Below are 13,662 nucleotides of genomic sequence, written 5' to 3'. Positions count from 1 at the left end.
CTCACATATCGATGAGCCGCCAACTGCCTTCGCTCAACGCCCTGCGTGCGTTTGAGGCCGCCGCCCGCCTGGAAAGCGTGAGCCGGGCGGCCGATGAACTGCATGTCACCCATGGTGCGGTGAGTCGCCAAATCCGGGCGCTGGAGAACGATCTGGGACGGCCGTTGTTCACCCGTCAGGGCCGCGGCTTAGTGTTGACGGTCACTGGCGCCCGCTTGCGCGACGCGGCTGGCGCCGCTTTCGCGCGGCTGCAGGAAACCTATGGTGAACTGCGCCGCGACGCCGGCCCCACCGCGCTGGTGCTGGGCTGCCCGGGCAGCATACTGGCGCGCTGGGTGATTCCGCGACTGGAACGGATGGGACGGGAGCTGCCTTCGGTGAAACTGCATCTGTCGGCGCACGAAGGCGAATTCGACGCAGACCTGCCCGGATTGGATGCGGCGCTGCTGCTGGGGGAGCGGCCGTGGCCGGCGCAATGGCAGGTGCACGAACTGGCGCCGGAATACATCGGCCCAGTGGTCAGTCCACGCTATGCGGGATACGCGGCGCTGCAACGCCAACCGGCTTCGGTACTGCCAGGCGAAACGCTGCTGCATACCGCCTCACGTCCGCAGGCCTGGCCCAATTGGGCGACACACAACGGCCTGGATCCGGCGGCGCTGCGGTTCGGCACCGGTTTCGATCATCTCTACTATTTGCTGGAAGCCGCTGTTGCCGGCATGGGGGTCGCGATCGCCCCGCAACCGCTGGTGAGTGAGGACATCGCGTCCGGCCGCCTGGCCGCGCCGTGGGGTTTTACCCGCACCACAGGCATCTGGGTGCTGTGCGCACCGCAGCGCAGTACCGACACACGTGTGGCCGAGTTGGCTGAGTGGTTGCGCGTGGAGCTGGCAGCTACGTCGTAGCGCACGCTACGATGATTGCGGATGATCCGCATGCCGGACGGCCTCAACGAAGCGGCGCATTTTTTCCGCGTCCTTTGCGCCCGGCGAGGATTCGATGCCGCTGGATACATCCACGCCCCACGGGTGCGCTGTGCGTATGGCCACCGCGACGTTGTCGGCGGACAGCCCACCGGCCAGCAAATAAGGTTTGTCCAACGCCGAAGGCAACTGTTTCCAATCGAAGCGCTGACCACTGCCACCCTGCTCTCCCGCCGCGTGCCCATCGAACAGCAGGCCGCTGGCGGAGGGATATCGCGCGATGGCGGCAAATGCGCCTTCGGAATTTCCGCCCATCGCAATGGCTTTGAAGAATGGCCGACCGAAAGCAGCACAGAACGCATCATCCTCGGCGCCGTGGAATTGCAGGATGTCCGGCTGAATGTCTTTGATGATCGTGTCGATCTCAGCAGCTTTGTTGTCCATCACCAGCGCGACCAGTGCGATCTCTTCCGGCACCAGGTCACGCAGCATTTTTGCCTGCCCCAGCAGCAACCGTCGCGGGCTCTGCGGCGCGAACACCAAGCCCACGTAGTCCACACCCAACTCCACCGCAAGACGGACGTCTTCGGCACGGGTGAGGCCACAGAATTTGATGCGGGTTTGGGACATGGGAGCCAGGGAAACGGGAAACGGGAAACGGGAAACGGGAAACGGGAAACGGGAAAGCATGCGGCTTTCGCCCCCGTTGTAAAGGGGGCTACGGGGGATTTGCTGTTGCTCTGCCTTTTCAAAACAAGAGCAACAGCAAATCCCCCTTAGTCCCCCTTTTTCAAAGGGGGAGATCCAGCCGAAGCCGAAGCGAACTCACTCCTCGCCTCAACGCGCAAAGGGCGTGCCTTCGGCTCATCGTACAGCGGGTGCGCCTTGTCCAGCGTCACCTCACCGGGCAATCCCCAGTGCGCCGGATACAGCGGACTGACGAAGACCAGCCCATCCGGCGGCGCCGTCGGGCCAGCCACGGTGCGGTCGCGGCCGGCCAGTAGTTCGGCGATCCATCCTTCTGGTTGTTCGCCTCGCCCTACCAGCAGCAGCGAGCCGACGATGTTGCGCACCATGTGATGCAGGAAGGCGTTGGCTTGTACCTCGACGATCACCTGTTCACCTTCGCGGCGCACCGAGATCGACTGCAAATCACGATTGGGATGTGGTGCCTGGCAATGCACGGTACGGAAGGCGCTGAAGTCGTTTTCGCCAAGCAGTGCTTGCGCAGCACGATGCATCGCCTCCGCACCCAATGGCAACCGCTGCCAGCTCAGATACTGCCGCCCCAACGCAGGACGCACGGCGCGATTCAGGATGGTGTACCGATAGCGGCGCGCGCGCGCGGAAAAACGGGCGTGGAAATCCTCCGGCATCGGCTGGCACCAAAGCACGCTGATCGAAGGCGGCAGTTGCGACGTAACGCCCAAGGCCCAGTTGCGGGGGCTACGCGCTGCGTCGCTATCGAAATGCACGACCTGGCATTGTGCGTGCACGCCAGCGTCGGTGCGGCCGGCGCAAACGGTGGCGACCGGTTCACTGGCCACGAACGACAGCGCACTCTCCAATGCGGCTTGCACGGTGCTCACATCCGGCTTACCGGGCTTGCTCAACCGTTGCCAGCCCAGGAACTCGCCGCCGTCGTATTCGACGCCCAGCGCGTAGCGCATCAGAACCTCACGCTACTGTCAGCCAATCTCGCGCAACAGCTGCAAAGCTTCATCACGCGCGCGGTCGTCGCCACCCACGGCCACTTCGTTCAACAGGTCGCGCGCGGTCGCGACATCGCCCAGGTCCAGATAGGCCACCGCCAGCTCCAGCCTCTCACGCCCTGCCGGGGCCGGATTCAACGGTGCGACGGTTGTCGCGCTATCACCGGAGTGCCAGGCGGGTTTGGCTGTCGATTGCACCGATTTGTGCGCGAATGCGGGCGTCTCTTCCACGGCAGGTGTCACCGCAGTTTCGGTTGCTTCGTAAAGATCTTCCTGTACGTCGGGTTCTTGCACCGGTGCCGCTGCCGTGGCGGTCGGCATAGCCGCCGCCAGCGCAGCGCTGTCGAAAATCGGCGCGCGTGACGTGACGACCGGCATCACCCGCTTACGGCGCTGCGACCAGCCCCAAGCCAATGCACCGATCAGCAGCAGACCCAGACCGGCCCACATCCACACTGGCACGCCGGCATCGCCCTGCGACTGCGCCAGCCGCTGTTGCGCCGCGGCCAGATCGCTGTCCTTCATCGCCAACAACTGCTCCTGCTGCTGCTTCAGCTTTTCCAGTTCCGCCACCTGTGCGCGCAGTTCCTGTAGTTCGGATTCGCGCGCGGCCAGATCTTCCCTGGTCTGCTGCAGTTGCTCGTTCGCCAGCATGTCGCCCTCGCCGCCGGCACTGATGCCGGACTGTGTTCCTGGTGTATTCGCCGCACTCGCCGCGGGCGGCGCGATTTCCAGTCGCGCCTCCCCCACTTGCGGAGCGGAGGATGTAGACGTCGGCCGCTGTACTGTATCTGCGACCGCCGCCGGTTGCGGAATCGGCCGGCGCGCCTGCCGCCACTCGGCGATCTGGCTTCGTACCAGCGCCGCCGCTTCGGCCTCCTGTAGTTGCGCCACTTCAGTCGGCTGCGGTAGCCGCAGCACGGCCCCTTGCTTCAGCAGGTTGATATTGCCGTTGATGAAGGCTTCGGGATTGGCCCGCAGCAGCGCCACCATCGTCTGATCCAGCGTATAGCCTTGCTGTGCGGCCAGAGGTGCGGCGATCTGCGACAGCGTCTGGCCGCGGCGTACCGGCGCCATCGCGCTGTCAGCGTCGAATGACGGTGTCGGCGCCACTGGAGCGGCCGGCGCCTGTGGAACGGTAGCTACGGCAACCGGTTGCGGCGGTGCCTCTAACACAGCAGGTTCGGGAGGCAGCTCCGTCACCGGCGATTCCGGCGTACGGACGATCAAATCGCTGGGCGCCGCCACCGGTGCATCGATGGGCGGCTGTCCCGCGGCGGCCAATGTGCCGGGAGTACTGACCAGCGCCGAGTATTCGCGTACCAGCCGTCCTTGTCCCCAGTCGACTTCGATCAGGAAATTGACCGCCGCCACGTCGACCGGCACCCGGCTGGTGACCCGGATGATCGGTCGCCCGGCATCATCCAGGGCGACCGCGAAATCCAGTTCGTTGACGAGTCCCTGCGGACGCGGCAGCCCCACCCGCTCGAAAGTAACGGGCGAGGCCAGACGCGCACTGAGCTGTTCCAGTTCACCGGGCTCGTTGGAGATGACCGGGATTTCGGCCAGCAGCGGCTGCCCTGGCTGCGACTTGACCCGGATCTCGCCCAGGCCCAGGGCCATCGCGGCGCTGCTGCACAGCGCCAACGCCAGTCCGATCCAATACGCCGATCGATGTCTTGCCGAACCCGACACAGCCTCTCCCCGTCCTATCCCGGCCACGAATATAACGGCTTAACCGTTTTTCGCCACCAATTCCGCCAACTGCACGGCATTCAGCGCCGCGCCCTTGCGGATGTTGTCCGAGACGATCCACAGATTGAGACCGCGCGGATGCGAGAGATCATCGCGAATACGACCCACGTACACCGGATCGGTGCCGGACGCATGGGTGACCGGCGTCGGGTAGCCACCGGCTTTGCGGTCGTCCACCACTTCCACGCCCGGCGCCGATTCCAGCAGTTGGCGCGCTTCTTCCGGCGTGATCTTGACCTTGGTCTCGATGTTGACTGCTTCCGAATGCCCGTAGAACACCGGCACGCGCACCGCGGTGGGGTTCACCTGGATGCTGTCGTCGCCCAGGATCTTGCGGGTTTCCCACACCAGCTTCATTTCTTCCTTGGTGTAGCCGTTGTCCATGAAGTCGTCGATGTGCGGGATCAGATTGAAGGCGATCTGCACCGGGAAACGCTGCGGATCCGGATCCTGGAAGTTCAACAGGGCGCCCGTCTGCCGTCCGAGCTCTTCCAGCGCGGAACGGCCCGCACCGGAAACCGACTGGTAGGTTGCCACGTTGATGCGTTCGATGCCGACCTTGCGGTGGATCGGCGCCAACGCCACCAGCATCTGCATGGTGGAGCAGTTGGGGTTGGCGATAATGCCGCGCGGACGGTTCTGTACCTGTTCCGGATTCACTTCGCTGACCACCAGCGGCACGTCGTCGTCATAGCGGAACGCCGAGGAGTTATCGATGACCACCGCGCCTGCTGCGGCGAACTTGGGGCCATATTCCTTGGATACGCTGCCGCCAGCGGAGAACAGTGCGATGTCGACGCCGGTCGGGTCGAACGTGGCCAAGTCCTGCACATCAATCTTCTGCCCGCCGAAATCGACGGTGCTGCCAGCCGAACGCTCGGACGCCAGGGCGACCAGTTCGGAGACGGGGAACTGGCGCTCGGCCAGGATGTTCAGCATGGTTTCGCCGACTGCGCCGGTGGCTCCGACGACAGCGACCTTGAAACGACGGTTCTGATTACTCATTTGGGTTGTTTTCGCGAATTAGAGGTAAGGGAATAGCGGACGGAATGCGGGGCTGTGTTCGGGGAACCGACCGGCATGGCCGGGGTTCCCTAACGTTTAATCGCAGTTTTACGGGCGCCGCCACCGGTGTTGCCGGTCAGGCCGGCCGCACGCAGCGCATCGCCGTTGATGAGGTTGGGTGGATTTCCCGCAGCGGGGCCTTCGCCCAAAGCCGCGATCAGATTGTCTACCGCCAGCGACACCATCGCACGGCGGGTCGCCAGACTGCCGCTGGCGATATGGGGCGTCAGCACCACGTTGCGCAGGGCCAACAATTCCGGCCGCACGGCGGGCTCGCCTTCGAACACGTCCAGGCCGGCGGCAGCCAAGCGTCCGCCCGCCAAGGCCTGTGCCAAGGCCAGCTCGTCGATCAAACCGCCGCGGGCGATGTTCACCAGGGTGGCTGTCGGCTTCATCTTCGCCAGCGCCGCCGCGTCGATGATGTGGTGGCTTTGCGGCGAATACGGCAGCACCAGCAACAGATGATCGGACTGCGCGAGCAGGCGATCCAGATCGACGTACTCAGCGCGGCAGGCTTGCTCGGTGTCCACGGGCAGGCGGCTGCGATTGTGATACAGCACGCGCATGTCGAAACCCACGGCACGGCGTGCGATGCCCTGCCCGATCCTGCCCATGCCCAGGATGCCCAACGTACTGCCGTGCAGATCCGCGCCCAGCATGGAATCGAACGACCATTGCGTCCAGCGGCCCTCGCGCAACCAGCGTTCCGATTCCGTAATTCGGCGGGCGGTGGCCATCAGCAGCGCGAAGCCGAAGTCGGCAGTGGTTTCGGTCAGCACGTCCGGCGTATTCGTCGCCAGGATGCCGGCCTGCGTCAGTGCGGCGACATCGAGGTTGTTGTAGCCGACGCCGACGTTGGCGATGGCGCGGAGCCGTGCAGCGCCAGCAATTTCTTCGACGCCGATGCGCTCGTTCAAGGTTGCCAGCACGCCGTCCGCTTGGCGCAAAGCGTCGGCGATCTGTACCGGCGTGTACTCCATCACCCGGGCGGGAGCGGCCACATCGAAATGCACCGCCAGCCGTCCGACGATGTCGTCGAACAGTGGCTGCGACACCCAGACGCGGCGGCGCGGTTCAGCCACCGAAGGATCCGGGCTGGGCGTCGGCGGGAATCATCGGAGGAACCTCACCGACATCGCCGCATTGCGCGCGATGACGCAGCGCTTGGTCCATCAGCACCAATGCCATCATCGCTTCCGCGATGGGCGTGGCGCGGATGCCGACGCAAGGGTCGTGGCGGCCGGTGGTGATCACCTCCACGGCTTCGCCCGCGACATCCACCGTGCGGCCCGGCAGGCGCAAGCTGGAAGTCGGCTTCAACGCAATGGAAGCGGTGACCTGTTGCCCCGTCGCGATGCCGCCCAGGATGCCGCCGGCGTGATTGGACAAGAATCCTTGCGGCGTTATTTCATCGCGGTGTTCGGTGCCCTTCTGCGCGACAGCGGCGAAGCCATCGCCGATCTCCACACCCTTGACTGCATTGATGCTCATCAGCGCAGCGGCCAGGTCGCCGTCCAGCTTGCCGTAGATCGGCTCGCCCCAGCCCGCCGGCACGCCATCTGCTACGACATTGACACGCGCGCCAACCGAATCGCCAGACTTGCGCAGCGAGTCCATATAGCTTTCCAGCTCAGGCACCTGTTCTGCGCAAGGCCAGAAGAACGGGTTGTCTTCGACCGCATTCCAATCGAAACCCTGGGGCAGGACTTCGCCCAACTGCGACAGGTATCCGCGCACGGTCACGCCGTAGCGCTGCGCCAGCCACTTCTTGGCGATTACCCCGGCGGCCACTCGCATGGTGGTTTCGCGCGCGGAAGAGCGCCCGCCGCCGCGTGGGTCGCGAATGCCGTATTTCTGCCAATAGGTGTAATCGGCATGTCCCGGGCGGAACTGCTGGGCGATATTGCTGTAATCCTTGCTGCGCGCATCGGTGTTGCGGATCAGCAGCGCGATGGGCGTACCGGTGGTGCGGCCTTCATAGACGCCGCTTAGGATTTCCACCTCGTCCGCCTCACGGCGGGCCGAGGTGTGCCGGCTCTTGCCGGTGGCGCGGCGCTCCAGATCGTGGCGGAATTCTTCCGGCGCAATCTCCAGTCCCGGCGGGCAGCCATCGACCACGCAGCCGATGGCCGGCCCGTGGGATTCGCCGAAGGTAGTGACCGACAGTAGTTTTCCGAAGGTGTTGCTGCTCAAGATCGCTTCTCGCGTAGAGCGGAGCTTGCTCCGCTGCTCCGGTGTAACCCGGAGAGGACCCGCCAAGCAAGCTCGGCGATTCAGACCGGGGAAAAGCCCGGTTGGGTGGCGCGTTTCATTTTCGCGCGTCGGCCAGTTCGCGGATGCGCGCGTTGTGGTGGATCAGCTCGGCGCATTCCACCGCGAAAATGCCCATCTGACCTACTTTGAACTCGATCCACGCGAACTCGACGTCAGGCAGCAGCTTGACCAGGGCGCGTTCGGATTCGCCCACTTCGCAGATCAGCAGGCCTTCCTGGCTCAGGTGCAGCGGTGCGTCTCGCAGGATCTTGAGCACCAAGTCCAGCCCATCATCGCCGGCACGCAGACCCAGATCGGGCTCGAAGGAGTATTCCTTCGGCAGCGCGTCGGTCTCGGCGTTGGTGACATAGGGCGGATTGGTGACGATCAGTTCGTAGTGCTTGCCGGTCAACCCGGAGAACAGGTCGGATTTGATCAGTTGGACATTGTCGGCGTGCAGGCGTGCCTTGTTTTCGGCAGCCAGCGCCAACGCGTCGTCGCTAATGTCCGCACCGTCAACCTGCCAATCGGGGTGGTAGTGGCCCATGGCGATGGCGATGCAGCCCGAACCCGTGCACAGATCCAGGGCGTGGTTCACCTCACGCCCGCCCAGCCATGGCTCGAAACCGGCTTCGATCAATTCGGCGATCGGCGAGCGCGGCACTAGCGCGCGCGAATCGCTCTTGAAACTCAAACCCGCGAACCAGGCCTCGCCGGTCAGGTAGGCGACGGGCACGCGTTCGTCCAGGCGGCGCTGAAACAACGCCAGCACCTGTGCTTTTTCCGATGACGTCACCCGTGCCTGGCCATAAGCCGGGCCGATATCCGGCGGCAGGTGCAGGGTATGCAGCACCAGATGGGTGGATTCGTCCAGAGCGTTGTCGTAGCTGTGCCCGAAGGTCAGTCCTGCGGCATTGAAACGGCTGGCGCCGTAGCGGATCAGATCGATGATGGTGTGCAGTTCTGCGGCTGCTTCGGCAGTCATGGCAAGGCTTCGGGGGTGCGGCCCGTCGTTGGGGCACCCGATTATAGGGCGTGTCGCCGCATTCGGAGTGCGCCGCGCCGGTGCGGTCTGCTCCGAACACGGCGCCACGCCTCCCGTGCCCGGCCGGTATCATGGCGGGGTTGCCGCTTCTTCCGCCCGAGGACCGGGCCGGAACGGCTCTTTTCGAGACTCACTGCCCATGTTCAACAAGAAAATCGGCCTAATCCTGCTGTTGGCATTGGCCGCGGGCCTCGGCCTACTCGCCGCTCAGAAGTTCTTCGGCCCAGTTTCGGTGTCGTCGCAATGGCCGCAGACTCAGGTCGTCACCCTGTTTCCGCAATCGCGTACGCTGCCGCCGTTCTCGTTGCGCCAATCGGACGGCACCCAGCTGGCTTCCGGCGAGTTGAATGGCCATTGGACGCTGGTGTTCCTGGGTTTCACGTTCTGTCCGGATGTCTGCCCCACCACGCTCGCGGAGCTGGCGCAGGCGCAAAACCAGTGGAAGTCGCTGCCCGACTCCACCCGGCCGCGCGTGCTGTTCGTGTCGGTGGACCCGGAACGCGATACCCCCACCCGCATCGGCGAATACGCGCATGCTTTCCACCCGGACACGCTGGCGGCGACGGCGGATGTACCGGCGCTGGAGCAGTTCGCGAAGTCGCTGGGCTTCGTCTTCATGAAAGTACCCGGCAAAGGCTTTGCCGAAAACCCGGACGACTACAGCATGGATCATTCGTCGGCTATCGCGGTGCTGGACCCGCAGGGCCGGCTGACCGGATTGATCCGTCCTCCGTTCAAACCGCAGGCGATCGCCACCGACCTGCAGATGCTGACCGAGGCGGCCGTGCGATGAGTCTGGTTACTTCCCTGACTTATGTGCTGCCGCATCGTTGGGTGTCTTCCCTGGCACGCCGTTTGGCGTATTCGCCGTCACCAGGTCTAAAGCAGTGGCTGATCGATACGGTCGTGCGCAAGTTCGGCGTGGACCTGTCGGAAGCGGCGGAATCCGATCCGACCGCCTATCCGACGTTCAATGCGTTCTTCACCCGCGCACTCAAAACCGGCGCGCGAACACCGGACCCGGATCCGCGCGCGTTGCTAATGCCGGCCGATGGCCGGATCAGCCAATGCGGCCCCATCGAAAACGGACGCATCTTCCAGGCCAAGGGACAGTCGTTCACCGCAGCCGAGCTGCTGGGCGACGAACAAGCCGCCGAGCCATTCCACAACGGCCTGTTCGCCACCGTGTATCTGTCACCGCGCGACTACCACCGCGTGCACATGCCTTGGAAAGGCACGCTGCGCGAAACAGTGCACGTACCCGGCCGGCTTTTCAGCGTGGGTACCGATGCCGTCGCCAGCGTGCCGCGTCTGTTCGCCCGCAACGAACGCCTGGTCTGCCACTTCGACACCGACTTCGGCCCCATGGCATCGGTGATGGTAGGCGCGCTGCTGGTGTCCGGCGTGGAAACCGTCTGGAGCGGCGTGGAAATTCCCCGCTATGGCGATGCCATCACTGTGAAGGACTACCGGGGCGGGAATGTGGTGCTGGATCGTTTTGATGAGATGGCTAGATTCAACTACGGATCGACGGTAATCATTTTGCTGCCACCTGGCGTAGCTGAATTGGCCCCGGAGTTGCGCGCGGAATCGCCAGTTAAGCTTGGCCAGGCATTGGCGCGACTCATCTAGCAGAGCGATCGTGCGCACAGCGCACGCTACAGGTTGACGACCCCACTTCACTTCTTGCAGCTCTCCAACCTGATCATCTGGCCTGGCAGCACGTTGTAGCGGGGGCTTTTGATGCCGTTGGCACGGGCAAGCCGCTTCAGATCGCACCGGTAGCGTTGCGAAACGCGGCCCAAGGTGTCGCCCTTGGCAATGCGGTATTCACGCGCCTGTTTGGCCTTGGGGACAGCCGGTTTCGGTTGGCCGGTCGCGACCGTGGTCGGAACCCCTTCCACCGGCGTCACGTCGCCGACGGCGACGTTGCCGCCCAATGACCGGATGATTGCGGCAGTGGGATCGGCGGTGACCAGCGTGCGTGCCAGGTCGGCGCGCGGCCCGCTTATGCAGTAACGGTTGTAGAGCCCGACGATCTTGGTATTGGCCTTCAACGTTGTGCCGGCGGGAATCCAGGTTTCAGCCTCATAACGGGGGTTGAGGTTGCGAAGCGCCCGCATGAATCCTTCGCGCGTGCCGCCGTTGCCCAGGCAGATGGTCAACTCGTAGATGGAGCTGTCCTTGGCCAGCTTCAGTGGCGCCGGCTGCACCGTGACCTTGGGGAACTCCAATCCATACTGCTTGGGGTGCAGGAACAGCCACGCCGCTGCGATCACCATCGGCACGTAGTCACGCGTTTCGCCTGGGAACTGGCTGTAGACCACGTCGTTCCAGAATCCGAGGCCCGGGTTCTGCCGATACACGCGCCCGGCGCGTCCTTCACCACCGTTGTAAGCCGCCAACGCCAGTTCGATGTTGTTGTTCAACTCGCGCATCCGCTCGTTGATGTAGGCCGCGCTTGCCTCACCAGAAGCATAAGGGTCGTAACGCGTGTCGAAACCGCTGCCATCCGGACCCAAGCCAAACCGGCGGCCGGTGGCATGCATGAACTGCATTGGCCCCGCCGCGCCCGCGCGCGAGGTGGCGTGCACGCGTCCGTTGGACTCCTTGGCCATGATGCCGAACAGCAACGCTTCCGGAAGCCGGTGGCTCTCCCAGCTCGGGTACATCTCCGCCCGCATGTTCTGATAGTTCTCATAGCTGGTGATCAGCGCGCCGCGCATATCGGTCAACCAGCGGCGAATGCCGGCCTGTACCGCCGGGTTGTACTGGACCATCTTGTCAAAGGCATGGCGTTGATCGTTCAACAATCCCGCCGCGCGCGCCGCTTCCGGGATGTTGGTCGCCGGGGCGACGCTATGGTCGCTCTCCTCTCCGATATCCGTATCGGTGGTTTCTTCGGATGCGGGCGATTCGGCGTCGGCATTTTCCTTCAGCAAACGCTTGTAGGCGGTCAGCAACGTATGCACCTGGCAGCCGCGCTGCTGGATGCATGCATCCATGACGTCTTCCATATCCTCCAATGCCGCATCGCTTTCGGCGGCGCCCTTGAGATCGTTGTTCGCGATCAGCACCAGTCCATCGCGATAGCGCTTTTCTGCGGCGGCCATGCGTGCGTTGAGCGCTTCGACGGCGGCTTTATCGCGGGCGGAAACACGCTGCGCCAGCGCCGAAGGCGCCATCAGCAGCAATGCAAGAATGGCCAGCGCGGGCCACAGACGAACGAAAGCGTATGGGGAAGGCATCACTTCAAGATCGATAACGTGAGGTGGGAGGGTAGCCCTACCGTCCCGTTGCGGGCAAGGTCGGAGGTGAAAGAGAGACCGCGCGCCGCCAGACAAGTTCAGCGGCTAGAATCTCCCGATCACTTCAAGGGAAGCATCATGGATCCGATTCTGCTCGGCAAAGGCGTCACCGACGACATTCCCGTGTTTCTGCAGCCGAAGTTCGGCAATCGCCACGGCTTGGTCGCCGGCGCTACCGGCACCGGCAAAACCGTGACGCTGATGACGGTAGCCGAAGGCTTCTCGCGCATGGGCGTGCCGGTGTTCATGGCCGACGTGAAGGGCGACGTGGCCGGACTGGCCACCGCCGGCGACGGCAGCGAAAAAGTGCTGCAGCGCGCGAAGGACATCGGCATTGGTGATTACGCGCCCGGCGCCAACCCCGTGGTGTTCTGGGACTTGTACGGCAAGTTGGGCCACCCGGTGCGTACCACCGTCAGCGAGATGGGCCCTACCCTGATCTCGCGCATCCTGGAACTGAACGACACTCAGTCCGGCGTACTGGATATCGTATTCAAGCTGGCCGACGACCGAGGTCTGTTGCTGCTGGACCTGGAAGATCTGCGGGCGCTGCTTAATCTGGTGGCCGCCGAACGCAAGGACATTTCCACCAGCTACGGTCTGGTCAGCGTGCAGTCGGTGGGCGCCATTCAGCGCGCGCTGTTGCGTCTGTCGCAGGATGGCGGCGAAGCCTTCTTCGGCGAACCGGCGCTGGAATTGGCCGACCTGATGCGTACGACACCTGACGGCCGCGGTGTCATTGGCATCCTGGCCGCCGACCAGCTGATCCTCAAGCCGCGTCTGTATTCCAGCTTCCTGCTCTGGCTGCTGTCGGAGCTATTCGAAACCCTGCCGGAAGTGGGCGATCTGGAAAAGCCCAAGCTGGTGTTCGTATTCGACGAAGCGCACCTGTTGTTCGACGATGCGCCGGCGTCGCTGCAGCAGCGTATCGAACAGGTGGTACGCCTGATCCGTTCCAAGGGCGTGGGGGTGTACTTCTGTTCGCAATTCCCCGATGACGTACCGTCCAACATCCTGGGCCAGTTAGGTAATCGAGTGCAGCACGCGCTGCGCGCGTTCACGCCGCGCGATCAGAAAGCAGTGAAAACGGCAGCCGAAACCTTCGTACCGAATCCCAAGCTTGACGTCGCGAAGGCCATTTCGCAGCTGGGCACTGGCGAGGCGCTGATCTCGACGTTGCAGGACAAAGGCATTCCCGCGCCCGTGCAGCAGACCATGGTTTCGCCGCCACGCTGCCGCATGGGTGCCATTACCGAAGCCGAACGCGCTCAAGTGCGCGCCGGCAGCCCGGTAGGCGTGAAGTACGACATGGCGGTTGATCGGGAATCGGCGTCGGAAATGTTGGCCAAGCGCGCCGACAGCGCTTTGCAGGCGGCAGGCGCACCGGCGGCGAAAACCGAGCAGGATGACCCTGACGCAGGCGGATTCGGCCAGACCGTGAAAGACGCGGTGTTCGGCACCAAGCGCCGCCAGGGCATCGTGGAAACCATGGCCAAGCAAACCGCACGCACCGTCGGCAATCAACTGGGCCGTCAGATCTTGCGTGGCATTTTGGGCAGCATATTTGGCGGTAAGCGTTGATAGCCTCGGTAGGATGGGTC

The 13,662-nt window shown here is 63.9% G+C and carries 11 protein-coding genes and 1 pseudogene; 4 read left to right on the top strand and 8 right to left on the bottom strand.

All coding sequences use genetic code 11. The features are described from left to right. The first annotated feature begins 11 nt into the window (after positions 1 to 11). A complete protein-coding gene (locus AB6O04_RS15015) occupies positions 12 to 905 on the top strand; it encodes a LysR family transcriptional regulator (RefSeq protein ID WP_368564900.1) in 894 nt (297 codons plus the stop codon). A 6-nt stretch (positions 906 to 911) separates the two neighbouring features. On the opposite strand, the gene AB6O04_RS15010 is transcribed toward AB6O04_RS15015, so the two are convergent. The 7 genes and pseudogenes from AB6O04_RS15010 to prmB form a co-directional block, all read right to left on the bottom strand. Next, positions 912 to 1,553 carry a phosphoribosylanthranilate isomerase gene (locus tag AB6O04_RS15010; protein WP_368564899.1) on the bottom strand — a complete coding sequence of 214 codons (642 nt, stop codon included), beginning with the start codon at positions 1,551 to 1,553 and terminating at the stop codon, positions 912 to 914. A gap of 263 nt (positions 1,554 to 1,816) precedes the next feature. Beyond that, positions 1,817 to 2,593 (bottom strand): annotated as a pseudogene (truA, locus tag AB6O04_RS15005) (tRNA pseudouridine(38-40) synthase TruA); the annotation flags it as partial. An 18-nt stretch (positions 2,594 to 2,611) separates the two neighbouring features. After that, positions 2,612 to 4,330: a FimV/HubP family polar landmark protein gene (locus tag AB6O04_RS15000; RefSeq protein WP_368564898.1), complete on the bottom strand. Its 1,719-nt coding sequence runs from the start codon at positions 4,328 to 4,330 to the stop codon at positions 2,612 to 2,614. A gap of 39 nt (positions 4,331 to 4,369) precedes the next feature. Further along, positions 4,370 to 5,395: an aspartate-semialdehyde dehydrogenase gene (locus AB6O04_RS14995; protein WP_368564897.1), complete on the bottom strand. Its 1,026-nt coding sequence runs from the start codon at positions 5,393 to 5,395 to the stop codon at positions 4,370 to 4,372. A gap of 89 nt (positions 5,396 to 5,484) precedes the next feature. Continuing rightward, positions 5,485 to 6,537 (bottom strand): 2-hydroxyacid dehydrogenase, encoded by a 1,053-nt coding sequence (locus AB6O04_RS14990; RefSeq protein ID WP_368564896.1) that lies wholly within the window; start codon positions 6,535 to 6,537, stop codon positions 5,485 to 5,487. Then, positions 6,530 to 7,648, bottom strand: a complete 1,119-nt coding sequence (aroC, locus tag AB6O04_RS14985; protein WP_368564895.1) for a chorismate synthase — start codon at positions 7,646 to 7,648, stop codon at positions 6,530 to 6,532. Before aroC ends, AB6O04_RS14990 begins: the two co-directional genes overlap by 8 nt. 115 nt (positions 7,649 to 7,763) lie before the next feature. Beyond that, positions 7,764 to 8,693: a 50S ribosomal protein L3 N(5)-glutamine methyltransferase gene (gene prmB, locus AB6O04_RS14980; protein WP_368564894.1), complete on the bottom strand. Its 930-nt coding sequence runs from the start codon at positions 8,691 to 8,693 to the stop codon at positions 7,764 to 7,766. Between the two features lie 199 nt (positions 8,694 to 8,892). Between prmB and AB6O04_RS14975 the strand changes: the two genes are divergently transcribed. After that, the gene (locus tag AB6O04_RS14975; protein ID WP_368564893.1) at positions 8,893 to 9,546 is read left to right on the top strand and encodes an SCO family protein; all 654 of its coding nucleotides are present in this window, start codon (positions 8,893 to 8,895) and stop codon (positions 9,544 to 9,546) included. Further along, the gene (gene asd, locus AB6O04_RS14970; protein ID WP_368564892.1) at positions 9,543 to 10,385 is read left to right on the top strand and encodes an archaetidylserine decarboxylase; all 843 of its coding nucleotides are present in this window, start codon (positions 9,543 to 9,545) and stop codon (positions 10,383 to 10,385) included. The genes AB6O04_RS14975 and asd overlap by 4 nt, the downstream gene beginning before the upstream one ends. 47 nt (positions 10,386 to 10,432) lie before the next feature. Here asd and AB6O04_RS14965 read toward each other — a convergent pair whose 3' ends face one another. Continuing rightward, positions 10,433 to 12,001: a transglycosylase SLT domain-containing protein gene (locus AB6O04_RS14965; protein ID WP_368564891.1), complete on the bottom strand. Its 1,569-nt coding sequence runs from the start codon at positions 11,999 to 12,001 to the stop codon at positions 10,433 to 10,435. Positions 12,002 to 12,139: 138 nt separating this feature from the next. On the opposite strand from AB6O04_RS14965, the gene AB6O04_RS14960 reads away from it, so the two are divergent. Continuing rightward, positions 12,140 to 13,642 (top strand): helicase HerA-like domain-containing protein, encoded by a 1,503-nt coding sequence (locus tag AB6O04_RS14960; protein ID WP_368564890.1) that lies wholly within the window; start codon positions 12,140 to 12,142, stop codon positions 13,640 to 13,642. Positions 13,643 to 13,662: the final 20 nt, after the last annotated feature.

Source organism: Pseudoxanthomonas sp. UTMC 1351, assembly GCF_040948865.1.
Taxonomy (GTDB): domain Bacteria; phylum Pseudomonadota; class Gammaproteobacteria; order Xanthomonadales; family Xanthomonadaceae; genus Pseudoxanthomonas_A.
Note: the sequence above shows the minus strand (reverse complement) of the source record. Positions and strands in the feature narration are given on the sequence as shown.